Origin of the sequence: Amycolatopsis sp. DG1A-15b (genome assembly GCF_030285645.1) — a bacterium.
Taxonomy (GTDB): Bacteria; Actinomycetota; Actinomycetes; order Mycobacteriales; family Pseudonocardiaceae; genus Amycolatopsis.
This window is the reverse complement of sequence record NZ_CP127296.1, coordinates 8256073-8280004: the sequence shown is the minus strand read 5'-3', so window position 1 is coordinate 8280004 and position 23932 is coordinate 8256073. Positions and strand designations below refer to the sequence as shown.

Genomic DNA, 23932 nt, shown 5'->3' with positions numbered 1-23932 from the left:
AACCTTTCGGAAACGAAAGGGAGAGCGCCGGGTGAACTCGCCGAAGACGCACGCCGTCTCGCCACTGCACGGCCGGGTCGCGCTCGGCGGCATCGGCCTCGCCGTGGCCATCTCGATCGACCTGCACCTGCGGCTGTCCGGCCAGGTCAGCCCGATCTGGCAGACGCTCTCCGAGTACGTCTACGGCAAGCTCGGCACGTCCTCGGCCGCTCCCCTGTTCAGCGTGATGTGCCTGGCGCTGTCGCTGGGCTCGGTCGCCCTGCTCGCCGGGATCGCCAAGGCCCACCGCCCGGGCACCACCGCCGTCTGCGTCCTGCTCGGCGTCTGGTCGGCCGGGCTGCTGGTCTGCGGGCTCGTGCCCGTCGACCCGGACGGTCAGGCGCGTTCGCTCGCCGGGCAGGTCCACAACATCGCCGCCCTGACGGCGTTCATCGCGCTGCCGGCGGCCGCGTTCGTGCTGACGAAGAAGGGCCGCGAGCGCTGCCCGTGGGAACCCCGCCGGACGACGATCCGGCGCCTGGCCACGGCGAGCTTCGTCAGCGTCGGCGTGGTGCTCGGCGGGTTCGTCCTGACGCTCGTCCTCGGCCCGGCCCAGCAGGACGTCACGCTGGGCCTCTTCGAGCGGCTGCTGTTCACCGTCGACGTCGCCCTGCTGCTGACTATGGTCCGGCCGCTGCGTTAGCCGTCCGTCTTCAGGACGCCGGCCAGCCGGGTGGCGGCCGCGACGACCTGGGGGCCCACTTCGGCCGCCTTCAGCGGCTCCATCGAGACGACGCCGACGCTCGCCCGCAGCCCCGGGACCCCGCGGACCGGCGCCGCGACGCCGGACGCGCCCGCCTCGAGCTCCCCTGTCGACGTCACCCAGCCGTCGCCGCCGGGACGCAGGGTCATCGCCTTGCCGGCCGCGCCGGCGGTCAGCGAGTGCCGGCTGCCGACCCGGTAGGCGACGTGGAAATTCGTCCAGGACGGTTCGACGACGGCCACCGCAAGCGCTTGCGTCCCCTGCGCGACCGACAGGTGCGCGGTCGCGCCGACCTTCTCGGCCAGCTCGCGCAGCACCGGGCCCGCCGCGTCCCGCAGCTGCGGGAGCACCTGCCCGGCCAGCCGGAGCAGCCCGACGCCGAGCCGGACCTTCGTGCCGTCCCGCCAGACCAGCCCGCGTTCGGACAGCGGCACGAGCAGCCGGTAGACGGCCGCGCGGCTGGCTCCGATGGCCACGGCCAGCTCGGAGATGGTCGCCGCGTCGCCGCCGGCGTCGGCCACTGCCTGCAGCAGCGCCAAGCCGCGGTCGAGCGTCAGCGACCCCTCCCGGCTGGTCACAGCAAGCCGAGTTCGCCCAGGTCGGCGACCGGCTCCTCGAACGACGCCGCCGCGTAGGACGCGAAGAGCGCCCGCACGGCCTTCGCGGCCGGCTCGGACAGCGCACGGGCCTCGTCGGCCAGCGCCTGGGCGTCGGTCGACTCCAGGGCGCCCCGGACGTCACCGCCGGCCAGGCTGCGCGCGGAGGCCACGAGGAGGTTCAGGAAGCCGTGGTGCACGAACCCGGAGTCCGGATCGGTGTGCCGGACCGCGCGGTGCAGGCTGTTGGTCGCCTTGAACGACGCCCCGGCGGACCCGCTGACGACGGCGAGGAAGTCCGCCACCTCGTCGACGCTGGGGAAGTTCTCGCCCGCCTTGCCGCCGCAGCGGATCTTCGGCCAGCTGCCGTGCTCGATCACCTTCCGCACGCCGTCCAGCCAGCCGACGCCGCGCCGCGGCTCGACCACCCGGATGACGTCCTCGGGGACGAACTCCGAGACGCGCTCGAGCCACACCTCGTCGACGTCCGACGGCGCCGGCATCTCGACCATCCGCAGCGCGAGCAGCTCACTGCGCGACTCGACGATCGAGATGGCCTTCGGGACGCCGCCGAGACCGGTGTCGATGATCAGCGAAAGCGGCAGCGGCTGCTTCGGTTTGATCTTGATCAGCTCGGTGATGAGCTCGGGTAGCCGCGACGCCTGGCAGAGGAAAACCCCCAGTACACCGGCGTGTTCGGAGTCCCGGCTGGCGAAGTGCGCACGCAGCGCTTCGGGCATGGCCGCACCGACCGGAGGGAACAGCGCCGAGTCGTCGACGAGCCTCGCGAACAGGGGAGGAATTCCACGGGGGCCGGGGGGCGTGAGTTCCACAGCGCTTGACACGACTGACACGCTAGTAGCGTACGACATGAGGACAAAATCGTTCGCACAACGGACACGTCAGAAGGGGACGTCGATGCCTTACTACCGGCGAGTAGGCGAGCTTCCGCACAAGCGGCACACCGCGTTCCGGAAGCCGGACGGCGGCCTCTACGCCGAGGAGCTGATGGGCGTCGAGGGCTTCTCCGCCGACTCCGCGCTGCTCTACCACCGCGGCCTGCCGACGGCGATCGTCGACGCCGTCGCGGTCGAGGAGGACCGCGGGCCGCTCACCCCGAACCACCCGCTCAAGCCGCGGGCGTACCAGACCCGGGACCTCAAGTTCGGCGGCGAAGCCGACGCGGTGACCGACCGGCGCCGGCTGTTCGGCAACAACGACGTCACCATCGGGTTCGTCACGGCGACCGCGCCCAGCCCGCTGTACCGCAACGCGGCCGGCGACGAGCTCTTCTACGTCCACGGCGGCTCCGCGACCTTCGAGACGATCTACGGCCGGCTGGAGGTCGGCGACGGCGACTACGTCGTCATCCCCACCTCGTGCACCTACCGGGTCGTCCCGCACGGTGAGGTCAACCTCTTCACCCTCGAAGCGCGCGGCCACATCGGGCCGCCCAAGCGCTACCTGTCGGCGAAGGGGCAGTTCCTGGAGCACTCGCCGTACTGCGAGCGTGACATCCGCGGGCCGTCGGAGCCGCTGCTGGAAGACGGCGAGGACGTCGAGGTGCTCGTGCGGCACCGCGCCGGGCTGACCCGCTACACCTACGCGACGCACCCCTTCGACGTCGTCGGCTGGGACGGCTGCCTCTACCCGTGGGTGTTCAACATCGACGACTTCGAGCCGATCACCGGCCGCGTGCACCAGCCGCCGCCCGTGCACCAGACGTTCGAGGGGCCGAACTTCGTCGTCTGCTCCTTCTGCCCGCGGAAGGTCGACTACCACGAGGGCGCGATCCCGGTGCCGTACAACCACGCGAACGTCGACTCCGACGAGCTGATGTTCTACGTGCGCGGCAACTACGAAGCCCGGAAGGGCTCGGGGATCGGGATCGGCTCGCTCTCGCTGCACCCGTCCGGCTTCACGCACGGCCCGCAGCCGGGCGCGGCGGAGGCGTCGATCGGCGCGGAGTTCTTCGACGAGACCGCGGTCATGGTGGACACGTTCGCGCCGCTGGAACTCGGCGAAGCCGCCGACGCGTCCGAAGACCCGGGGTACGCCTGGACGTGGTCGCGCCGCGGCCCTAAGGGATAGTCAAGTTCCGGAATTACCGTCCCGTCCCCGTTCCGTCGGCCGATAATGGACTTTCCGGCGGAACGGGGAGGGCTCGATGATCAATTCCCAGCCAACAGGGCGAAAGAGAAAAATCCTCCCGTTCCTCGCCGCGATCGTGGTCGCCGCCGGGCTGATCATCGGAATCCGGTACTGGACCAGTGGTTCGAGCGACGAGGCCGACGCGCCGAAGTGCTCCGGCGCGGACGCGATCGCGCTCAACATCGCCTCGTCGCCGGAAAAGGCCGGCATCGTCCAGGAGGCCGCGAAGGCCTACTCCGGACGGTCGGTCGCCGGGCACTGCGTCGACGTCGTCGTGAAGTCGAAGTCCTCCGGCGTCGCGATGCAGGCGCTGGCGAACGGCTGGAACGAAGCCACCGACGGGCCGCGCCCGGACGTCTGGACGCCGGCCGCGAGCGGCTGGGTCAACCTGCTGCGCGTCAACGCGAAGGGCGACTCGGCGTCGATCGTGCCGGACGGCGACCCGCAGTCGGTCGCGAACTCGCCGCTGGTCGTCGCGATGCCGAAGCCGATGGCCGAGGCGCTCGGCTGGCCCGGCAAGGCGATCGGCTGGACGGACCTCACCGCGCTGGCCACCGATCCGGCGGGCTGGGCGAAGTACGGCCACCCGGAGTGGGGCAAGTTCCGGCTGGGCAAGACCAACCCGAACATCTCGACGTCGGGGCTGAACGCCACGATCGGCGCCTACTACGCCGCCACCGGCACGTCGTCCGACCTCACGACGGCCGCGCTCGAGAAGCCGGACGCGAAGCAGTTCGTCACGAACCTCGAGCAGGCGATCGTGCACTACGGCGACACCACGCTCACCTTCCTGACCAACCTGCAGAAGGCCGACGACAAGGGCGCGGCGCTGTCGTACATCTCGGCGGTCACCGTCGAGGAGAACTCGCTGATCGGCTACAACCAGGGCAACCCGACGAACGACCCGGCCAAGGTCGGGCAGCACGGGCCGCCGAAGGTGCCGCTGGTGGCGATCTACCCGGGTGACGGGACGCTGAACTCCGACCACCCGTTCGTCGCGCTGAACTGGGCGGACGCCACGCGCAAGCAGATCGCCGCGGACTTCCTGGGCTACCTGCGCCAGGACGAGACGCAGGCGAAGTTCGCCGCGCTCGGCTTCCGCTCGTTCGACGGCAAGCCGGGTTCGCAGGTGACGCCAGCCAACGGTGTGCAGCCGGACGCGAAGATCACCTTCCTGCGGCCGCCGTCGCCGTCGGTGCTGTCGAAGCTGCTGGCCTCGTGGACCGACCTGCGCAAGAAGGCGAACGTGCTGCTCGTGGTGGACGTCTCGGGCTCGATGGGTGACGAGGTGAAGGGCACCGGCAAGAGCAAGATCGACCTCGCGAAGCAGGCCGCGATCGACTCGCTCGGCCAGTTCGTGCCGCGGGACCAGGTCGGGCTCTGGCAGTTCTCGACCCACCTCGACGGCGACAAGGACTACCAGGAACTGCTCCCGGTGCAAACGCTCGGCACCGGCGGCAAGGAGACCCTCGCCATGCGGCTGAGCGGGCTGACCCCCCAATCCGGCACGGGGCTGTACGACTCGTCGCTGGCCGCATACGAGTACATGAAGGCCCACCTGGACCCGACGGCGATCAACGCGGTCGTGGTGCTCACCGACGGCCGCAACGAGGACTCCGGTGGCATCGACATCGACCACCTGGTGCCGCAGCTGCGCCCGGAGGGCAACGCGGAGACGGTCCGCCTGTTCACGATCGCCTACGGCTCGGACGCCGACCAGGGCGTGCTGAAGCAGATCGCCGAAGCGACGGCGGGATCGGAGTACGATTCGTCCAAACCGGACTCGATCAACCAGGTGTTCACCTCCGTGATCTCCAACTTCTGATGAAGTTCGCCCGTGAGCTCGCCGAACCGTGGGGGCTGCTGCTCGCCGCCACGTCGGCGGGGGTGGCGTGGGCCGTGCAGCTGCCGGTCGTCGCCGCCGTCGGGGTCGGGGTGGCGGTGCTCGCCGCGCGGGCGGGCGTGGCGGTCCTGGGCGGCGAGAAGGCGGAGCCTCCGCCGCGTGAAGCACGGGTACTGCCCGTCGCGCCCGGGTCGGCCGAGGAGAACTGGCTGCACCGGGCGGAGGGCGCGGCCGAGGGGTTCGCCTCGCTCAGCGCCTCCCTCGACGCCGGCCCGCTCGCCGAGCGCGTCGCGGACATGGAGCCGGTGGTCCGGGAGACGCTGTCGACGCTGCGACGGCTGGCCGGCCGCGCGTCGGCGACCGGCCAGGCGCTGGCCAGGGTCGACCTCGACGCCGTCGCGCACGAACGACGCCGGCTGCAGCGCGAGTTGCGCACGGCGAACCCCGAGGTGCGCGGCGACCTCGAGCAGGCACTGACGGCCGTGCAGGCCCAGGCTGACGTGCACGTCCGCTTGTCCGGCGCCCGGGACAAGCTGCTGGCCCAGCTGCAGTCCGGCGCGCTCGGCCTGGACAGCCTGGTGGCCAGGGTCGCCGAGCTGACGGCGACGACGACGGACGTCACCGTGGACACCGGCGCGGTCCGGGAGCTGAGCGACCAGCTGGAGGGCATCCGGCAGGGCGTGCTGGAGACCGAACAGGCGACGCGCAGGTCGCTGGGTTAGGCGGCCACCGGCGTCCGGTCTCGGCGCGGCAGCAGCAGCGGCGTCGCCAGCACGAGGACCCCGGCGACGCCGATCGCGACGCGCGGGCCGGTGAGGCCGGCGAGCAGGCCCCAGACCGCGGTCAGCGTGGCGATCGCCGCTTTCGTGCTGACCGACCACGCCGAGAGCGTCCGGGCGATGCGGTCCGCCGGGAGCTGCTCGAGCCGGTAGGTCGCGGTCACCGGGTTGAAGACGCTGCAGCTGACGATCAGCCCGAGTTCGACGACCATGACGTACACCAGCCCGCCGGTACCGGCCGGGATGAAGGCCAGCGCGAGCAGCCAGCACGCCCTGACCGTGCCGGCCGTCAGCAGGACGGGGTGCCGGCCGAACCGCTCGACGAGCCGCGGGGTCAGCCGCGAGCCGACCAGCCCGCCGAGGCACGGGACGGCGAACGCGAGCCCGTACTGCCACGGCGTGAACCCGAGCTGGTTCAGCATCAGCACGGCGAGCAGCGGCTCGGTCCCCATGATCAGGCCGTTGAACACCATGGCGTTGAAGAGCAGCGGCCGCAGTCCGGGGTGGGCCAGCACGAAGCGCCACCCGTCGGCGAGGTCGCGCAGGCGAAGCCGGGTGGCGGTGCGCGGACGCGGCTCGTCCCCGCCGATCGCGCGGATCCCGAGTGCGGAGAGCAGGAAGCTGACGGCGTTGGCGACCACCGACGTCACCGGACCGAACAGCGCGAACGCGGCCCCGCCGAGCGGCGGGCCGAGCGCGGTGGCGGTCCAGTTCGTGGACTCGAACCGGCCGTTCGCGACGAGCAGGTCTTCGGGCGGCACCAGTCCCTTGAGGAACGCGCCGCTGGCCGAGCTGAAGGTGATGTCCGCCGCGGCGACGACCACCGAGACGGCCAGGAGCTGGCCGAAGCTCAGCACGCCGAGGGCGTAGGCGGCCGGCACGCTGACCAGCGCGCCGAACCGGACCAGGTCCATGCCCACCATGACCGGCCGCTTCCGGCGCCGATCGACCCACGGCCCCAGCGGCACGGCGACGAGCGCACCGACGGCCGGCCCGACCGCGGCGAGCGCCGAGACGGCCGTGGGCCCGGCGTGCAGGACGAGGATGGCGAGCATCGGGAAGGCTCCGAAGCCGAGCCACGTCCCGAACGCGCTCACGGCGTAAGCCGACCAGAGCCACCTGAACCGCGGTCCCAGCGACCGCCCGCGCATCACCGGGAGATCAAAGCCGGGAACGACCGCGCGGGGCAAACAACCGACGCGGCGGCGAGCCACAACGCGGCGTTGTGAATCTAGAGTCGGTCGTCGTGGACCTCGATGCCGTGCGCACCTTCGTCGCCGCCGTGGAGGCGGGCCGGTTCCAGGACGCCGCCACCGATCTGTCGATCACGCAGCAGGCCGTTTCGAAGCGCATCGCCGCCTTGGAGAAGTCGCTCGGGGTGCGGCTGTTCACGCGCACCGCCCGCGGGGCCGTGCTCACCGGGGACGGCGACGCCTTCCTGCCCCACGCGCGCGAGCTGCTGTCGGCCGAGCTACGGGCGCTCGCGTCGGTGCGCACCGGGCCGCTCCGGGTCGACGTCATCGGCCGGCGGCTGTGCCCGGCCACGTTGCTGCGTGGATTCCACGAGGCGCACCCGGACATCGCGTTGGAGGTCGCGACGCTCTTCGACACCGCGGTCGCCGCTCTCCGGGACGGCTCGATCGATGCCTCGTTCCGCGCGGTCGTCGCACTGCCGGACGACCTCGACGCCCAGTGGGTGCTCGACGAGCCGATCCAGCTGTTGTGCGGCTCCCGGCACCCGCTGGCCGGAGCGCCTTCGGTGGCTCCGGGTGAGCTCGCCGGGCATCGGATCCGGCTGCCCGGCGTGGTGCCCGGGACCGAGTGGGGCGCCTACTACGCCGAATTCGCGGCCGCGTTCGACCTGTGGATCGACGCGGCCGGGCCGAACTTCGGCACCGAGGTGGTGCTGGACACGATCGCGGAGTCCGGTGAGGTGGTGACCTTGGTCGGGGCGGGCAGCCGGGTGTCGTGGCCGCCCGGGCACGACCTGCGGCGCGTGCCGATCGAAGCCCCGGTGCCGGTGTACCCGCATTCGCTGGTGTGGCGCCGGGGCAACGCGCACCCGGGGCTCACCGCGCTCCGGCAGCACCTCGCGACGAGCGAGCACGTCGCCGGCGCATGGCGGCCGAGCTGGGCCGCTCAGCCGAGCCAGACCGTACCCAGTACCGGGTAGCCCGGCAGGCCCGTCTTGGCCGCGCCCGGCCCGGGGACGCCCGCGATCCACAGGCGGCCCGTCGCCGCGATGTTCGCCGCCATCGACGGGTCCGCCTTGGGGAGGCGGAACGGGACCACGCGGCCGTCGGCCAGCATGGTCAGGCCGCTCAGCCTCGCCACGCCGTGGCGGCTCATGCGAACCGGGCCGTCGAGGACCGCGCGCAGCTCCGTCCAGTGGTCCGCCCGGAGCGGCCGGCGGTACGCGATCGCGCGGAACGCGCTCACCGAAGCACCGAGCAGGGTGCCGGCCCCGAACGGCCACGCGACCCAGCCCACGACCGGGAAGCCGAGCCCGACCCAGACCGCGAACGCGGCCAGGACCAGCAGGAAAGCCGCCGTCGCACGCAGGTCGCGGGCGAGCTGGTGGCGGTGCGCGGTCAGCACGGGGTCGAGCCTCGGTGAACCGGACCCGGCCGGTGCCGGCATCGGCACCGCACCCGGCGGCGGCCCGTCGTGGACGGTGGCGCGGCGGAGCCGCACCACGCCGGAGAAGCCGACGAACACCTTCGGGCCCCGCCCCAGCAGCCAGACCCGCCGGTGCCCGGCCACCAGCAGGCGGTGCGCTTCGTCGAGCCGGACGCGCAGCCACCGGCCGTCCGGCAGGCGCACGCCGACCGTCCGGCCGGCCGCGACCAGGCCGTCGGCGGTGACGTCCACCTGCCGGAACGCTTCCCGCTTCAGCCGTGTCTCGGGCACCCTGCCGTACGCCCGGTAAAGCCACCACGCTTCGATCGCGCCGGCCAGCGCGAACGTGCCGACCGGCAGGGCGACCCCGGCGCCGGCGACGAACTGGGCGACCCCGAACACCAGGAAGAACCCGGCCACCAGCCGCCGGTTCGCGGTGTCGCCGAGGCGATCGAGGTACTCGCCGAAGATCGGCAGGGCGCCGGAGGGCATGGCGGGGTCGAGTTCGAAGGCGCGGACGCGCTCGGGGACCGGGACGATCGGCACGCGGACCCCCCAGGGGCTCGGGTTGTTACCCGCTTTTCGACGAAGTGGGCACCGGCGTTACCAAATGTGCCGATCAGCGGAAGGGAGGTGACGACCACGACTATCCAGACCGCCGAATTCAGGTTAGGCTCACCTAAGTAGGAGGTGAGCCGTGACCGAGGCCCCCACATCCGTCCGCCGCCCGCCGGCCCCCAATCCCGCCGAGCGCGCCAAGACGATCGCGACCCGCAACGGCCCCGCGTCGTTGCTGCCCACCTGCGACCGCGCGGATCTGAACGGCGAGCGCGTCGTCCCCGTCCTGCACCACGTGCACCACAGCGGCAGCGTCAGCGTGCTGCTGCCCGACGACCACCCGATGGTCCGCGCGGCGAAGCAGACCCAGCGCGGGGAGCTGGCCGTGATGGTCGAGGTCGCCGACCAGGCGCCGGTCGCCCTGCGGGAACCGATCCGCGGGCTGCTGTGGATCACCGGCTGGCTGCGGCCGCTCTCGCCGGTTTCGGCCCGCGCCCGGGCGGTGGCGATCGCCGAGACGCGGCCGGACGAGCGGCTCCTCGACGTCGGTCACGGCGTCACGCTGCTGCGGCTCACGCCGGCGTCGCTCGTGCTCGCCGACGCCGAAGGCACGCACTCGCTGCGCCCGCACGTGTTCAGCGCCGCGCCGCCCGACCCGTTCCACGACTACGAGGCCGGGTGGCTGCGGCACCTGGAGAGCGACCACGCCGACGTCGTCGGGCAGCTGGCGAAGCACCTGCCGACGGCGTTGCGCGGCGGCCGGATCCGCCCGCTCGGGCTCGACCGGTTCGGGCTGCGGCTGCGCGTCGAGTCCGACACGGGCGACCACGACGTGCGGCTGGCGTTCTCGAAGTCCGTCGACAGCCCGTCGCAGCTCGCGTCGGAACTGCGGCGGCTGGTCGGCTGCCCGTTCCTGCGCGGGCGGTCAGGCTAGTTCGGCGGGGAAGCCACCCTTCGCGATCGGCCCCCAGCTCTCGATGGTGACGCGGATGATGCTCTTGCCCTGCTTGACCATGGCCTCGCGGTATTCGTCCCAGTCCGGGTGTTCGCCCGAAATGCTGCGGAAGTAGTCCACGAGCGGCTCGACCGAATCCGGGACGTCCAGCACCTCGGCGGTGCCGTTCAGCTGGACCCACTGGTCGTTCCACTCGTCGGACAGGATGCAGGCGGAGACCTCCGGGTTGCGCTTGACGTTCACGACCTTCGCACGCTTCGGGTAGGTCGAGATGACGAGCCTGCCCTCGGCGTCGACGCCGCAGGTCACCGGCGAGAGCTGCGGGCCGCCGTCGGCCTTCGTGGTGAGCAGGATGGCGCGGTGGCGGGTCGACAGGAACTCGACCAGCGCGGCGCGGTCGACGGTTTCGTTGGTGGCGATGCTCCTCGGCATACTCCGAAGGTAGCGTGCGTCCATGACGTTCACCGCGCGATCGTGGCTGGCGCCGGACCGCCCCGAGTTCCCCGCCACGGTCGAGGACCCGGCCGAGCGCCGCGCGATCAAGCTCGAGCTGCTGATCGTCTTCGGGATCACGCTGGGCCTGTCCGGGGTGCGCAGCCTGCTGTCCCTTGTGGACTCGCTGCTGCAGCCGGTCCCGCTGGCCCAGCAGCAGACCCAGCTGAACGTGCCGCAGGCCGCGGCGAGCCTGATCGACCTGCTCAAGCAGCTGCTGTCGGCGATGCAGCTGGTCGGCTGGGGCGCGCTGGGGCTGTACCTGCTGTGGCGCGCGGGCATCAAGATCACCCGGCTGGGGCTGGACCGCCGGTCGGCGGGCTACGACACGCTGCTGACCGTCGTGCTCGCCGCGATCATCGGGATCCCCGGCCTGGCGCTCTACTTCGTCTCCTACCACCTCGGGTTCAGCCTGGCGGTGCAACCGTCCACTTTGGGCGATACATGGTGGCGGCCGATCACGCTGACGCTCTCGGCGTTCGGCAACGCCTTCGCCGAAGAAGTCCTGGTCATCGGCTACCTGCTGACGCGGCTGCGGCAGCTCGGCGTCCGCGAGAACAACGCCGTGTTCGGCGCCGCCGTGCTGCGCGGGTCGTACCACCTGTACCAGGGGTTCGGCGGGTTCGTGGGCAACTTCATCATGGGGCTGGTGTTCGGGCGGCTGTGGCAGAAGACCAACCGGCTGTGGCCGCTGGTCGCCGCGCACACGTTGTTCGATTTTGTGTCGTTCGTCGGGTATTCGCTGCTCAAGGGGCACGTTTCCTGGCTTCCCTGACTAGGGTCGGGGGGTGATCGACGAAACGACACCTCCCCGGGTGGACAGCGAAGTCGGACCCCTGCGCGCGGTGCTGCTGCACCGGCCCGGCAACGAGCTCAAAAGGCTGACGCCCCGCAACAACGACCAGCTCCTGTTCGACTCGATCCCGTGGGTCGACCGGGCCCAAGCCGAGCACGACGCGTTCGCCGAGGTGCTGCGCAACCGCGGCGTCGAGGTCCTGCTGCTGGCCGACGCGCTCCGGACGGCCCTGGAGGACGACCGGGCGCACGCAGCGGGCGTGCACGCGGCGGTCGACGACCGGCGGCTCGGCGGCGACCTGGCCGACTCGCTGCGTTCGCACCTGTCGAGCGTCGACGCGGCGGGCCTCGCCGAGGTGCTGATGGCCGGCATGACGTTCGAGGAGCTGCCGTCGGCGGAGGGCGCGTCGCTGGTGCGGATGATGAACCACCCGCACGACTTCGCCGTCGATCCGCTGCCGAACCTGCTGTTCACGCGCGACTCGTCGGTGTGGATCGCCGACCGGGTGGCGATTTCGTCCCTCACCATGCCCGCGCGCCGCCGCGAAACCGCGGTGCTCGACCTGATCTACGCCTACCACCCGCAGTTCCGCCACGCGGCCCGCGCGTACGGCGCCCATTCGGCGCCGATCGAAGGCGGCGACGTGATGCTGCTGGCGCCGGGCGTGCTCGCCATCGGCGTCGGCGAGCGGACGACGGCGGCCGGCGCGGAGTCGCTGGCGCGGTCGGTGTTCGCCGACGGCATCGCGCACACCGTGCTGGCGGTGCCGATCGAGCAGTCCCGCGCGACGATGCACCTGGACACGGTGTGCACGATGGTCGACGCCGACGCGGTGGTGATGTACCCGCTCGCCCGCGACTCGCTGACGGCGTTCACGCTGCGCCCGACCGGCGACGGCGGGGTGAAGGTGGCCGGCCCGGCGCCGTTCCTGGTGGCCGCGGCCGAGGCGATGGAGATCGACCGGCTGCGCGTGATCGACACCGGCCTCGACCCCGTGACGGCCGAACGCGAGCAGTGGGACGACGGCAACAACACCCTCGCGCTGGCGCCCGGCGTGGTCGTCGGCTACGAGCGCAACGCCGAGACGAACGAGCGGCTGGAAGCGGCCGGCATCGAGGTGCTGCCGATCGCCGGCTCCGAACTCGGCTCCGGCCGGGGCGGCCCGCGGTGCATGTCCTGCCCGGTCCGCCGCGATCCGCTGTAATGGCAGCCTTCCCTAATCGGCGCACGCCATTAGGGAAGGCTTACTTAAATTAGGTGAGTCTTCTTTAGGAATGGTAACCCTAATAGGGGGAAGATCACCAGCCAGAAGTAGTCGGAAATCGAATTCTGCCGTATCGTGGTGGTCATGGCCCTCACCAAGAAGAAAGAGCCGCGCTCGAAGTTCTACGAACTGCTGCAGGCGCAGATCCACAACGAGTTCAACGCGTCCCAGCAGTACATCGCGCTCGCGGTGTGGTTCGACGCCGAGGACCTTCCGCAGCTGGCGAAGCACTTCTACAAGCAGTCCGTCGAGGAGCGCAACCACGCGATGGCGCTCGTGCAGTACATGCTCGACCGCGACCACCACGTCGAGATCCCCGGAACCGGGGAGGTGCGCAACGACTTCTCCGGCGTCACCGAGCTCATCGAGCTCGCGCTCGCCCAGGAGAAGGAGGTCGCCGCCGACATCTCCGCGATGGCCAAGGCGGCGCGCGCCGAAGAGGACTACATCAGCGAGCAGTTCACGCAGTGGTTCCTCAAGGAGCAGGTCGAGGAGATCTCGCAGATGAACACGCTGCTGAACGTCGTCAAGCGCGCGAACGGCAACCTGTTCGAGGTCGAGAACCACCTGGCCCGCGAGTCCGTCGGCGACAACGGCGGCACCGACTCGCAGATGCCGCCGGTGGCCGGCGGCAAGCTCTGACACCGCGTTAGCACGAAACCCGGGCTCTCCCCCTGTGGACAGCCCGGGTTTCTGCATGCGGCCGGCTCTCAGCCGGCGCAGTCCTGGGTGACGCTCGTCAGGCTCGTCCGCACGACGCCGGTCTGGTCGAGCCGGAAGCGGTATTCGGCGGCCTTCCCGGCCGGGGCGACCACGCCGCCGGTTTCTTCCTTGGCCGCGGGGTAGGCGGCGAGGATCTGGTCCTTCGTGGACCCGGCGCCGATGCCCTCGGCGGTGTGCGCGGCCACGTCGGGGGTGACGACGACCAGCCCGGCCGCTTTGGAAATGACGACGCTCGCGGACGCGGGAACCCCGCTGCCCTGTGCCTTGTAGACGGTGCAGCCCGCGCCGGCCTGCGCGTCGCTGAGCGTGACAGCCACGTCGGCCACGTCGGCCTCGGTCATGCCGAGCTTGAGCTTGCCGAAGCCGTCGGCCGCGAGCAGCGGTCCGCTGGTCACGGCGGCGAGCGTGGACGGCGACGGGACGGACGACGACCGCGTCGGCCGCGGCGAAGTCGTCACTCCCGGCGGTGCGGAAGCCTGGATGCTCTGCGTTCCGGTCGGGCCGGACGTCGACGGTTCCGGCGGCCGGCCCTGCGTGAGATTCTCGGGTGGCTTGGAGTCGGCTCCGGTGCGAGGTGCGGACATCACCGCGGTGCCGTCCTCGGTGTGGAGCCGGATCATGGTCAGCCCACCGGCGACGGCGACCACCGCGGCCGCCACTCCCACCACGGCCTGCACGGTGTGGCGGCGACGGCGACGGCGCCGCGCACCGGTGACGATGATCGTGCCGGCGTCCGGCGGCGGCGGAGGCAGGTCCAGCCGCTCGTCGGCGAACAGCGCGCGCAGGCGCTGCTCCAGTTCGTCCTCGGAGATGTTCAACCCGCACCACTCCCTTCGCCTTCGCCGTCGACCGACTTCAGCTTCATCCGCAGCGACGCGATCGCCTTGCTGGCCTGGCTCTTGACGGTGCCCTGGGTGATTCCGAGGACCCCGGCGATCTCCGCTTCCGAGAGACCTTCGTAGTAACGCAGCACCATCACGGCACGTTGTCTCGGCGGCAGCGTTCGTAACGCACGCCACAGCGGCTCGTGCTCGAACGGGTCGGCCGGCACGTGCGGGCTGGTGTCCGGCAGGTCCGCGACGAGGTTCTCGCGGCGCGTCCGGCGCCAGCGGCTCACGTGCGCGTTCGCCATCGACCGGCGGACGTAGGCCAGCGGGTCGCCTGTCTTTTCGTGGACGTAGGTCCACCGCGAACCGATCTTCTCCAGCACGGTCTGCACCAGGTCCGCCGCGTCGTGCGGGTTGCCGGTGAGCGCGTGGCCGTACCGGAGCAAGCCCGGCAAGGTGGCCTGCACGAAGTCGCCGAAGTCGACGAACTCGCCAGGCAACGTCGCGGCCCTCCCTCGGCCTGCGCTGGTCACCCAGGTTTCTCCCCCGGTGAAGACGGGTGCCGCAGCGGTCACCGTATCGCCTCCCATCGGGGTCGGGTAGCCGGAAGCCGGATCGCTTTCCTCCCCAACACGCATCACAGCCCCCTCAGGTTGCCCGCGTTCCCGGCCGAGTTCGTGATCGCTCGGCCGGGCCATGATCTGCCCACGTCAGCGATGGGCGAGCGAGTCGGGCAGCCGGAAACCGCCGCCTTCGGACTCGCGGAATTCGTGCACGCCGACGACCGCCGCGTGCGGGATCGGGCCGTAGACGTGCGGGAACCAGATGCCCGCCGGGTGCGGCGGAATGCCGGCTTCCCAGCGAACCGGGGACCCGACCTTGGCCGGGTCGATCTCGAGGAGCACCAGGTCCGTGCGGCCCCGGTAACGGATGTTGGCCGGCAGGTTTGCCGTGCCGAAGTCGGAACAGTGGACGAACCCGACTTCCCCCAGTGAAGACGGCCGGTACTCGCCGCCTTCGCCCACTTCGGCCCACTCGGCCGCCCCGCAGATGTGGAGTATCACACCGAGAATCGTCCCACCGCCACGATCCGGCGGCGGTGTCTCGTGCGCCACATAATGCCTGGTTGAACGCTCATCGAGCAGGTGGGAGACCGCCGGCACGTACCGACGGTCCGGCACCCACCGACGGCAGGTCGGCTGTTCGCCTGCGGTGGGCAGCTGCCCACCGAGGGTGGGTCAGCGCAGGGTCAGCTGCCGGCCGATGAGGCCGTCCCGCGCCCGGCGCTCGGTCGCGTTCAGCGGCTCGTCGTCGAGCGACTTCAACGCCGTCTCGAGCCGGGCGCCGAGGGCGTCCTTCGCCTCCGCCCATTCGCGGGCGTGGGCCTCGGGGTCGAGGTCCCAGACCGGGACGAGCAGGCCGTGCGCCCGGAACGAGCCCGCGTAGCGCGAGCCCTCGCCGAGGCCGAGCTCGCCGGCCGCGGACAGCCGGGCGAGGGCCTGGAGCAGCAGGTTCTCCGGCTCCGGCCGGACCCAGCGCAGGTGCGCCTTCTCGCCGGCGAGGACCCAGTAGGCACCCGAGCCGAGCCGTTCGGTGGGCATGATCGCGGCGTTCGCGCGCTCGAGCGACACGGCGACGTCACCGGTGGCGTCCGCGTCCTCCGGCAGCCACCAGGCGAAGTCCTGGTGCAGCGTGACGTCGAGTTCGGCACCCGGCGTCAGCAGGTCCTGGAGCCGCGCGTGCTCGTCGGCGGACGGCGGGGTGGTGGTGTCCGGCACGCCGAGGACGTCACCCTCCTTGGCGTCCAGCAGCCACTTCAGCGACCGGCCGAGGTCCCGGCTGATGTCGGAGGAGCGGGTCTGCACCTGCAGGCCGAGGTAGCGCCGGCCGTCCGAGCGGACGAACGCGGCCGCCGCCATGGGCAGGACGGTCCCGAGGGTGACGTCACCGCCGTCGGCGAGGGTGAGCTGGGCCGTCGCGGACGGCACGAACTCGCGCAGCGCGATCAGCTCGGGCTCCGCCGCCAGCCCTTCGAACGGCTGGCCGACGAAGACGTCGCGCACCTTCGGCTTGCGGTCCGATGCCTGCTTGGGACCCTTCTTGCGCGCGCCCTTGCCCACTGCTGCCTCCTCTGGCTCGGCTTCAGACGCTATCGAAGGGTTAGTCTCGCGGCGTGTTCGACCCCCGCGATCCCGCCTTCCTCGAAAACCCGTACCCGGCGTTCGCCGCACTCCGCTCACGCGGCGAGGTTCACTTCCACGAAGGGCTCGGCCTCGCCATCGCGGTGTCGCACGCCGCGTCCTCGGCGGTGCTGCGCCACCGCGGCCTCGGCCGGATCTGGCAGGACGCCCAGCCACTCGAGCGGTTCGCCTCGTTCAACCTGCTGCACCGCAATTCGCTCCTGGAGAACGAGCCGCCGGCGCACACCCGCCTGCGTCGCCTGATCGCGGGCGCCTTCGGCCGCGGCCACGTGCAACGGCTGCGTCCGATGGTCGCGACGCTCGCCGCCCGCATGGTCGACGACCTGGCAGCCGCGATCGCCGCCGACGGCAGTGCCGACCTCCTCGAGCACCTCGCCCAGCCGCTGCCGGTCGCGGTGATCGCCGAGCTGCTGGGCGTCCCCGGCACCGACGGACCGCGGATGGTCCAGCTGTCCAACGCGATCGTGAAGATGTACGAGTACGACCTGCCGGAGCAAGGACGCGACGCCGCCGAGCGGGCGGCGGCCGAGTTCGTCGAGTACGTCCGCTCGGTCGCCGCGGCCCGCGCGGACGCCCCGGGCGACGACATCATCAGCGACCTCCTCCGCAGCGAGCTGACGCCGGACGAACTGGTGGCCACCGCGGTGCTGCTGCTGATGGCCGGCCACGAAGCGACGGTCAACGTGCTCGGCAACGGCATCACGGCGCTGCTCACGCACCGGGACCAGTGGGAGCGCCTGCTGGCCTCACCTGCCCTTCTGGATTCGTGCGTCGAGGAGCTGATCCGGTTCGACGCGCCCCTGCAGCTGTTCGAGCGGACCGCGACCGAGGACGTGTCGATCTGCGGACATGTCGTTTCGCGTGGCGAGAAGATCGGCGCGCTCCTGGGTGCCGCGGCCCGCGACCCGAAGGTGTTCGACGAGCCGGACCGCCTGGACATCGGCCGGACGCCGAACGCCCACCTCGGGTTCGGCCTGGGGATCCACTACTGCGTGGGTGCTCCTCTCGCTCGGGTGGAGATCGCCGCCGCGCTGAGCGCGCTGGCGGAGAAGCTGCCGGGGTTGCGCCTGACCGAGAATCCGCCGCGGCGGCCGGAGTTCGTGATCCGCGGGTTGAAGGAGCTTCGGGTCACCGTATGACGGGACCTGGGCCGGTCTTGCGTGATCCCGGGCGGGACTCGCGTGACTGGAGGCGGAACTCGCGTGATTGAAGGCGGGACTCGCGTGATTGGGGAGTCATCTCGCGTGATTGGGGCGACGACACGGGGGTTCATGGGGTTATTCCGGTGAAGAGGTCTTCTTCGAGGTGGGGGCCGGGGGTGGGATGGGCCAGGTGGTAGTCCTCGTGGGGCCAGGCTTGGCGCTCGATTTCGCGTGAGTGGGCGAAAAACGGGTGGGCCGGGTCTACCTGGGTGGCGTGGGCCAGGAGGGCTCGGTCGCGCGTGGTGAAGTGGGCGTCGCAGCGGATTTTTGTGGTTACCGGGAATTTGTCGGGTGGGAGTTCGCTCAGGACTTCGGCCATTGAGGATTCCAGGCCCGCGGCGAGGGTTGCCTCGTGCAGCGCCTGGAACCAGGCGCGGCTCAGGGTTGCTTGGTAGTACAGCTTTTGCGGCTGCCACGGCTCGCCCGTGCCGGGATAGCGGGTGGGGTCGGCGGCTGCGGTGAAGGCCTCGACCGTCACCTCGTGGGTGCGGATGTGGTCCGGGTGGGGGTAGCCGCCTGTTTCGTCGTATGTGATCACCACGTGCGGGCGGAACTCGCGGATCAGTGCCACCAGCGGCGCCGCCGCTTCGGAGAGTGGGAGGGCCGCGAAACAACCCTCGGGCAAGGGCTCGCCCTCGGCGGGGAGGCCGGAGTCGATCAGGCCGAGGAAACGCTGGCGGACGCCCAGGATCTCGGCGGCCGCGGCCATTTCGCGACGGCGGATCGCCGGGAGGTTCGCCCACGTCTCGGCCGTGTCGAGAGCCGGGTTCAGGACGTCGCCGCGTTCGCCGCCCGTGCAGGTGGCGACCAGGACGTCGACGCCTTCGGCCGCGTAGCGCGCCAGGGTGGCCGCGCCCTTGCTGGACTCGTCGTCCGGGTGGGCGTGGACGCTCAACAGGCGGAAAGTCACCGGGTGCTCCTCTGGGGGAAGAAAAGTGCGGGGATCAAAGCCAGCGCCGAGAGCGCCAGCGCCCACGTGAACGTGGTGCCGAACGCCGCCGGGGCCGGTGCGGCCGTGAGTTCACTGTGGAGGATCGCCGCCAGCAGGGCGGTGCCCAACGAGCCGCCGATCCGGTTGACCACGTTGAACGCGCTCGCCGCCCGGGGGATGCGGGACCGCTCCAGCGAGCCGTACAGCGTCGTCATGCCGGGGGCCGTTGCCGCGCCCAACCCGGCGCCGCGGATCAGGAGGGAGAGCGTCAGCAGGGCACCGCCGGGTGCCGAGCCGAGCCGGGTGAACGCGATCGTGCCCAGCAGGGACAGCGCGATCCCGGCCAGCATCAGGCGCCGCGGCCCGAAGCGGGCCAGGAGCCGGCCGCTCGCCAGCATGGCCGCCGCCGAGCCGAGTGCCTGGGGCGCCAGCAGCAGCCCGGCCCGCAACGCGCTCGCGTGCTCGACCTGCTCGTAGTACAGCGGAAGCAGCAGCATCGAGCTGTACAGCGACGCTCCCAGCAGGAACGTGCTCGCGCTCGCGACCGCGAACCCCTTGTTCCGGAACAGCGCCAGCTCGAGCACCGGCGACGCCGTCCGCGACGCGTGGACGCCGTACGCCAGCAGCAGCACGGCCCCGGCCACCCAGGCAACGGCCACACCTTCGGCCAGGCCGTAGACGAACGCGCCGAGCCCGGGCGAGAGCAACGCGAGCCCCCGGACGTCCAGAGCAGCAGGCGCGCCGCCCGGCGCCGGAGCCGGCAGGAGCCGCCGCGCGCAAAGGAACGTCGCGACGCCCAGCGGGACGATGCCGAAGAACATCCAGCGCCAACCCAAGCCCGCCACCAGCGCACCGCCGAGCATCGGGCCCAGCACCGGGGCCACCGTGGCCGGCAGGGTGATCACGCCGATCATCCGGCCCAGCGCGGGACCCGCCGCCTGCGCGAACACAGCCTGCCCGACCGGCTGCATCAGCCCGCCGCCCAGGCCGTGCAGCACCCGGAACGCGATCAACGCCGGCGCGGACCAGGCGAAGCCGCACAGCAGCGTGCCCGCGGTGAAGATCACCACCGCCGCCAGCCAGACCGCGCGGCCGCCGAACCGGTCGGTCAGCCAGCCCGACAGCGGGATGGCCGCCGAGGCCGCGAGCAGGTACGCGCTCGCCACCCACTGCACCGTGGTCAGCGGGCTGTCCAGGTCAGCAGCGATCGAGCCGATCCCGACGGTCACGATCGTCGCGTCGAGGATCGACAGCACCGCGCCCATGATCAGCACACCGCCGAGCCGCCACAGCGCCGCATCCGGCCGGACTGCCGTCGTCATGCTCACCCCCACTTGATTAGGTCGAACCTCAGATTAGGTCCGACCCACTCACTGGGTCAAGCACAAACTTGGGTTCGACCCAGTAGAGTGACGCCATGAGCGAGGGCCTCCGCGACCGGAAGAAGCACGAGACCAGGAAGACCATCTCCGACGTGGCCACGCGGCTGTTCATCCGCAACGGCTTCGAGGACGTGACGATCGCGGACATCGCCGCCGAGGCGCAGGTCGCCAAGATGACCGTGACGAACCACTTCCCGCGCAAGGAAGACCTGGTCTTCGACATCCGGGAAGACTTCACCTCCTGGCCCGCCGCCCTGATCCGCGACAGCGTCTTCCACGACACGCGCGAGCTCTACTTCGAAGCGCTGGGCGCCGAACACGCGCTGGTCGGCTTCTCCGGGCCCGGCTTCGTGCGGATGATCAACGAAAGCCCGGTCCTGACGAACGCGCTGCACGAGATGCACCGCGAGCGCGAGACGGCGCTCGTCGACCTCCTCATCCGCCGCCACCCCGAGGAAGACCTCAACCCCACGCTCGCCGCCGCCCACCTGACGACGGTCCTGCGCGTGCTTTTCCAGGAGGTCTTCGACCGGACCCTCGAGAACGAAAAAACGATCGTCGACGAGCTCTGGCCGATCGCGGAACAGGCTTTCGACCAGCTGGAACCGGCCTACGGCCGCTACTAGCGCACGGCGCCGGCCGGCCGCGAAGCCCGCAGCTCCGGCTCAGGGGCACCGTGGACCTTCAGCACACGCATCTCGCGCACGGCCAGGGCGTCCGACGGCGCCAGCAGCGCGGAGAACCGCCGCACCACCAGGGCCGTCATCACGGCCAGCGCCGCCGCGGAAAGGTCGGTCACCGCGACCAGGACGACGCTGTCGGCCATCGACTGCACGTCGTCGCGGAAGCGCCAGAAGATCGACACCCCCAGCAGGACCCAGTTGAGCAGCCAGGCGCCCCACCACCCGAGCACCTGGCGCGACGGCTTCGGCCGGGCGGCCCGCGAGCGGCCCAGCACCGCGTGCTCGAGTTCGCCGACGACCGACAGCGCCAGCGGCAGGTTCGCCACCGGCACGAGGACGCCGACCAGCACCTGCCACACCGGCCGGGGTGGGTCGTCACCCGACACGTCCGCCGCCGCCTGGCGCGCGACCAGCAGCCACCAGAGCGTCAGCCCGGCGGGCAGCAGCGCGAGGATCGAGGCGAGCAGGCCCGCGGTGAGCACGAAGCCGTCGGAGAACGCCACCACCGAGCGGGACAGCGCGGATTCGCGCCCCTGGACCAACAGCACGTACCGCCAGACCTCCGCGCTCGCCGCGGCCACGGCGAGCACCGCGTACGCGAAGAGGACGACGACCACGCTGCGGCTGAGCACCGGCATCCGGTCGATCGGGCGGATCTCGTCGGACACCGTGCCGGGCACCGACGTGGGGCGGCGCCAGACCAGGTTCGGGAACCCCCAGCGCGGCGGCACCGGGTACGACGGCGGGCCGAGGTACGGCTCGGGCGCCACGGCGCGGCGGCGCGGCCACGCGCCGGGCGGCGGGGTGGCCACCCAGCGCAGCTTCGGCCGGTGCACCGGACGGCGGTGGTAGGGGTACGGCTCCGGCTGGGCGGCCAGCGTCCGGCCCTGCAACTGCTGGGCCGTCGGCGGCGGCGCCTGGCGCGGCCAGTACCCGGGCGGGTACGGCTGCCCGGCGGGAGGCTGCCCCGGGTGCAAGGCTAGATCACTTCGGGTTCGATGCCGGGGTGCTCGCCCACCATCGGACGGCCTTCGCGCTGCCACGCGCCCATGCCGCCGGCCACGTTCACCGCGTCCCAGCCGCTCTGGTTGAGCCACGCGGCCGCCCGCGCGGACCGGCCGCCGCTGCGGCAGATCACGTGGATCGGCTGGTCTTCGGGCAGATCGGCCAGCTCGCCGACGCGGGCGGGCAGCTCCCCCATCGGGATGTGCACCGCGCCGGGCGCGTGCCCGGCGGCCCACTCGTCGTCTTCGCGGACGTCGAGCAGCACGAGGCCGTCCTTGGGCAGGTCGCGGACCTCGGCGGTCGGCAGTTCAGCAGGGCTCACCACGGTCTCCATGCTGCCATGCGGAGGCGTTGCCCGCGCGTGAGGTCAGCGCATCACTTGCGGTGCCGGCCGCGGCCGGCGACGCGGGTCTTCTCCTCGGCCTGGCCGAACCGCGCGACCGCCCTGTCCCGCATGAAGCCGAGCGGGTCCGGCGCGTGCAGCCGCAGCATGATGTCGTGGACGTGCTCCGGACGGCCGTAGCCGGTCACGCGGCTGACCAGGTAGGTCGTCACGAAGGAGGCCGGAACGGTGATCAGCGCGGGCTGGTTGACGAACCAGGGCGCCCAGCCGCCGGTGTAGCCGCTCACCACGTTGATCACCAGTGCGGTCAGCACCAGGCCGCCGCCGACGAACATCCCGGCCAGCGCGCCCGGCCAGGACAGCTTGCGCCACCAGATGCCCAGCACGAGCAGCGGGCTGAACGTCGACGCGGCGAGCGCGAACGTCAGCCCGATGGACAGCGAGATGTCTTCCGGCCGCAGCACGACCGCCAGCACGATCGGGAACAGCGCGACCAGCCCGGCCGCCACGCGGAAGTCCCGCACCCGGCCGGGCAGCACGTCGGTCGACACGACCCCGGCGACACTCACCAGCAGCCCGGACGTGCTGGACAGGAAAGCAGAAAAGGCGCCGGCCGCGGTGACCGCGCCGAGGATCTGGCCGCCGACCCCGGGCAGGATCGCGGACGGCAGCTGCAGGATCGCCGCGTCCGTCTTGCCGGTCACCAGCAGCTCGGGAACGTACATCCGCGACAGCGCGCCCAGCAGCGTCGGGAAGAGGTAGAACAGCCCCAGCAGCAGCAGCACGTGCACGGTCGTGCGGCGCGCGGCCTTGCCGTCGGGGTTGGTGTAGAAGCGGACCAGCACGTGCGGCAGGCCCATCGTGCCGAGGAACGTCGCGAACATCAGCGAGTACGTCTGGAGCAGGTCGGTGAGGCTGCCCGACGCCGGGTGCAGCCAGTCCGCGTTGTCGGCGACGGAGTCGCTGACCACCGGGACCGGCGTGCCGGCGACGAACTTCAGCTTGGTGCCTTCGGAAACCGTGTGCGGCGCCAGCGGTGTCCAACGCGTCGGCCCGGCCGCCGGGCCGTTGTCGGTGCGGCCGTAGGCGTAGAGGTAGGTGTCCGACGTGACGTGCAGGGTGACGTCGGTCTGCACGTCCACCGTGGTGTCGCTGACGAAGACCGGCGGCGCGGGCGAGCCGAGCGGCCGGAACCCCTCCGGGCCGCCGCTGGTGAAGAAGACCATGCACAGCACGAACGCGGGCACCGAGATCGCGAACAGCTTGACCCAGTACTGGAACGCCTGGACCACGGTGATCGCGCGCATCCCGCCGGAGATCACGTTGAAGGTCACCACGATCATCACCGCGACCGCACCGGCCCACACCGGCACCGGCAGGATCGTCGCCAGGGTCAGGCCGGCGCCCTGCAGCTGCGGGACCATGTACAGGATCCCGATGAACACGACGAACGCCGTGGAGAACCGGCGCAGCCCCTGCGAGCCGAGCCGCATTTCGACGAAGTCGGGCAGCGTGTAGGCCCCGGACCGGCGCAGCGGCGCCGCCACGAAGAGCATCAGCGCGAGGTACCCCGCGGTGAACCCGATCGGGAACCACAGCGCGTCGGCGCCGTCCTTGAGCACGATCCCGGCGATGCCGAGGAACGAAGCCGCGGAGAGGTATTCGCCGGAGATCGCGGCCGCGTTGCGGCGGGACCGCACGGTGCGCCGCGCGACCAGGAAGTCGTGCGTGCTCGTCGCCGACCGCGAGGAGCGGTGACCGAGGTAGGGCGTCACCACGGCGACCAGCACGATGCCGGTCAAGGCCCACGGGTTCAACTGCACGGGAGGAATCCTCGCAC

25 protein-coding genes are annotated in these 23932 nt (G+C 71.5%); 11 read left to right on the top strand and 14 right to left on the bottom strand.

Annotated features, from left to right (window positions below):
* Positions 1 to 31 precede the first annotated feature (31 nt).
* Positions 32 to 682 (top strand): DUF998 domain-containing protein, encoded by a 651-nt coding sequence (locus tag QRY02_RS38315; RefSeq protein ID WP_285987638.1) that lies wholly within the window; start codon positions 32 to 34, stop codon positions 680 to 682.
* Here QRY02_RS38315 and QRY02_RS38310 read toward each other — a convergent pair.
* Positions 679 to 1320 carry an IclR family transcriptional regulator gene (locus tag QRY02_RS38310; RefSeq protein WP_285987637.1) on the bottom strand — a complete coding sequence of 214 codons (642 nt, stop codon included), beginning with the start codon at positions 1318 to 1320 and terminating at the stop codon, positions 679 to 681. The two genes, QRY02_RS38315 and QRY02_RS38310, sit on opposite strands and share 4 nt — an antisense overlap.
* A complete protein-coding gene (locus QRY02_RS38305) occupies positions 1317 to 2171 on the bottom strand; it encodes a hypothetical protein (protein WP_285994038.1) in 855 nt (284 codons plus the stop codon). Before QRY02_RS38305 ends, QRY02_RS38310 begins: the two co-directional genes overlap by 4 nt.
* A gap of 85 nt (positions 2172 to 2256) precedes the next feature.
* On the opposite strand from QRY02_RS38305, the gene QRY02_RS38300 reads away from it, so the two are divergent.
* From QRY02_RS38300 to QRY02_RS38290, 3 genes are all read left to right on the top strand, one after another.
* Positions 2257 to 3429 (top strand): homogentisate 1,2-dioxygenase, encoded by a 1173-nt coding sequence (locus QRY02_RS38300; protein ID WP_285987636.1) that lies wholly within the window; start codon positions 2257 to 2259, stop codon positions 3427 to 3429.
* A 76-nt stretch (positions 3430 to 3505) separates the two neighbouring features.
* A complete protein-coding gene (locus tag QRY02_RS38295; protein ID WP_285987635.1) occupies positions 3506 to 5314 on the top strand; it encodes a substrate-binding and VWA domain-containing protein in 1809 nt (602 codons plus the stop codon).
* Positions 5314 to 6054: a hypothetical protein gene (locus tag QRY02_RS38290; RefSeq protein WP_285987634.1), complete on the top strand. Its 741-nt coding sequence runs from the start codon at positions 5314 to 5316 to the stop codon at positions 6052 to 6054. The genes QRY02_RS38295 and QRY02_RS38290 overlap by 1 nt, the downstream gene beginning before the upstream one ends.
* Here QRY02_RS38290 and QRY02_RS38285 read toward each other — a convergent pair.
* Positions 6051 to 7265 carry an MFS transporter gene (locus tag QRY02_RS38285; RefSeq protein ID WP_285987633.1) on the bottom strand — a complete coding sequence of 405 codons (1215 nt, stop codon included), beginning with the start codon at positions 7263 to 7265 and terminating at the stop codon, positions 6051 to 6053. The genes QRY02_RS38290 and QRY02_RS38285 overlap by 4 nt on opposite strands.
* 92 nt (positions 7266 to 7357) lie before the next feature.
* On the opposite strand from QRY02_RS38285, the gene QRY02_RS38280 reads away from it, so the two are divergent.
* Entirely contained in the window at positions 7358 to 8284 is a 927-nt protein-coding gene (locus QRY02_RS38280; protein WP_285987632.1) for a LysR family transcriptional regulator, read from the top strand.
* On the opposite strand, the gene QRY02_RS38275 is transcribed toward QRY02_RS38280, so the two are convergent.
* Complete coding sequence (locus QRY02_RS38275) at positions 8251 to 9276, bottom strand: hypothetical protein (RefSeq protein ID WP_285987631.1); 1026 nt, start codon at positions 9274 to 9276, stop codon at positions 8251 to 8253. The genes QRY02_RS38280 and QRY02_RS38275 overlap by 34 nt on opposite strands.
* A 151-nt stretch (positions 9277 to 9427) precedes the next feature.
* Between QRY02_RS38275 and QRY02_RS38270 the strand changes: the two genes are divergently transcribed.
* Positions 9428 to 10222 carry a DUF2470 domain-containing protein gene (locus QRY02_RS38270; protein WP_285987630.1) on the top strand — a complete coding sequence of 265 codons (795 nt, stop codon included), beginning with the start codon at positions 9428 to 9430 and terminating at the stop codon, positions 10220 to 10222.
* Here QRY02_RS38270 and QRY02_RS38265 read toward each other — a convergent pair.
* The gene (locus QRY02_RS38265; RefSeq protein ID WP_285987629.1) at positions 10214 to 10675 is read right to left on the bottom strand and encodes a PPOX class F420-dependent oxidoreductase; all 462 of its coding nucleotides are present in this window, start codon (positions 10673 to 10675) and stop codon (positions 10214 to 10216) included. The genes QRY02_RS38270 and QRY02_RS38265 overlap by 9 nt on opposite strands.
* 22 nt (positions 10676 to 10697) lie before the next feature.
* On the opposite strand from QRY02_RS38265, the gene QRY02_RS38260 reads away from it, so the two are divergent.
* The 3 genes from QRY02_RS38260 (at position 10698) to QRY02_RS38250 (ending at position 13437) form a co-directional block, all read left to right on the top strand.
* Entirely contained in the window at positions 10698 to 11510 is an 813-nt protein-coding gene (locus QRY02_RS38260) for a CPBP family intramembrane glutamic endopeptidase (protein WP_285987628.1), read from the top strand.
* Positions 11511 to 11550: 40 nt separating this feature from the next.
* Positions 11551 to 12735 (top strand): arginine deiminase, encoded by a 1185-nt coding sequence (locus QRY02_RS38255; protein ID WP_285994037.1) that lies wholly within the window; start codon positions 11551 to 11553, stop codon positions 12733 to 12735.
* Between the two features lie 144 nt (positions 12736 to 12879).
* A complete protein-coding gene (locus QRY02_RS38250) occupies positions 12880 to 13437 on the top strand; it encodes a ferritin (protein WP_285987627.1) in 558 nt (185 codons plus the stop codon).
* A 68-nt stretch (positions 13438 to 13505) separates the two neighbouring features.
* Here QRY02_RS38250 and QRY02_RS38245 read toward each other — a convergent pair whose 3' ends face one another.
* The 4 genes from QRY02_RS38245 to QRY02_RS38230 all read right to left on the bottom strand — a co-directional run bounded on the left by QRY02_RS38245 (position 13506) and on the right by QRY02_RS38230 (position 16465).
* Positions 13506 to 14336 carry a DNA ligase I gene (locus QRY02_RS38245; protein WP_285987626.1) on the bottom strand — a complete coding sequence of 277 codons (831 nt, stop codon included), beginning with the start codon at positions 14334 to 14336 and terminating at the stop codon, positions 13506 to 13508.
* Positions 14333 to 14845: a SigE family RNA polymerase sigma factor gene (locus QRY02_RS38240; protein WP_013222096.1), complete on the bottom strand. Its 513-nt coding sequence runs from the start codon at positions 14843 to 14845 to the stop codon at positions 14333 to 14335. Before QRY02_RS38240 ends, QRY02_RS38245 begins: the two co-directional genes overlap by 4 nt.
* A 210-nt stretch (positions 14846 to 15055) precedes the next feature.
* Positions 15056 to 15409: a DUF952 domain-containing protein gene (locus tag QRY02_RS38235; RefSeq protein WP_285987625.1), complete on the bottom strand. Its 354-nt coding sequence runs from the start codon at positions 15407 to 15409 to the stop codon at positions 15056 to 15058.
* A 174-nt stretch (positions 15410 to 15583) separates the two neighbouring features.
* Positions 15584 to 16465 carry a DUF5926 family protein gene (locus tag QRY02_RS38230; RefSeq protein ID WP_285987624.1) on the bottom strand — a complete coding sequence of 294 codons (882 nt, stop codon included), beginning with the start codon at positions 16463 to 16465 and terminating at the stop codon, positions 15584 to 15586.
* 53 nt (positions 16466 to 16518) lie between these two features.
* On the opposite strand from QRY02_RS38230, the gene QRY02_RS38225 reads away from it, so the two are divergent.
* A complete protein-coding gene (locus tag QRY02_RS38225) occupies positions 16519 to 17685 on the top strand; it encodes a cytochrome P450 (protein WP_285987623.1) in 1167 nt (388 codons plus the stop codon).
* 130 nt (positions 17686 to 17815) lie between these two features.
* Here QRY02_RS38225 and mca read toward each other — a convergent pair whose 3' ends face one another.
* Positions 17816 to 18658 (bottom strand): mycothiol conjugate amidase Mca, encoded by an 843-nt coding sequence (gene mca / locus QRY02_RS38220; protein ID WP_285987622.1) that lies wholly within the window; start codon positions 18656 to 18658, stop codon positions 17816 to 17818.
* Entirely contained in the window at positions 18655 to 20001 is a 1347-nt protein-coding gene (locus QRY02_RS38215; protein ID WP_285987621.1) for a DHA2 family efflux MFS transporter permease subunit, read from the bottom strand. The genes mca and QRY02_RS38215 overlap by 4 nt, the downstream gene beginning before the upstream one ends.
* Before the next feature lie 95 nt (positions 20002 to 20096).
* On the opposite strand from QRY02_RS38215, the gene QRY02_RS38210 reads away from it, so the two are divergent.
* The gene (locus QRY02_RS38210) at positions 20097 to 20687 is read left to right on the top strand and encodes a TetR/AcrR family transcriptional regulator (RefSeq protein WP_285987620.1); all 591 of its coding nucleotides are present in this window, start codon (positions 20097 to 20099) and stop codon (positions 20685 to 20687) included.
* On the opposite strand, the gene QRY02_RS38205 is transcribed toward QRY02_RS38210, so the two are convergent.
* From QRY02_RS38205 to QRY02_RS38195, 3 genes are read right to left on the bottom strand one after another with little or no spacing between them, the layout of a single operon-like run.
* Positions 20684 to 21721, bottom strand: a complete 1038-nt coding sequence (locus QRY02_RS38205) for a DUF4328 domain-containing protein (RefSeq protein ID WP_285987619.1) — start codon at positions 21719 to 21721, stop codon at positions 20684 to 20686. The two genes, QRY02_RS38210 and QRY02_RS38205, sit on opposite strands and share 4 nt — an antisense overlap.
* Before the next feature lie 2 nt (positions 21722 to 21723).
* Positions 21724 to 22083 carry a rhodanese-like domain-containing protein gene (locus QRY02_RS38200; RefSeq protein WP_285987618.1) on the bottom strand — a complete coding sequence of 120 codons (360 nt, stop codon included), beginning with the start codon at positions 22081 to 22083 and terminating at the stop codon, positions 21724 to 21726.
* Positions 22084 to 22124: 41 nt separating this feature from the next.
* Positions 22125 to 23915, bottom strand: coding sequence for a sodium/solute symporter (locus QRY02_RS38195; RefSeq protein WP_285987617.1), 1791 nt, complete (start codon positions 23913 to 23915; stop codon positions 22125 to 22127).
* Positions 23916 to 23932 lie beyond the last annotated feature (17 nt).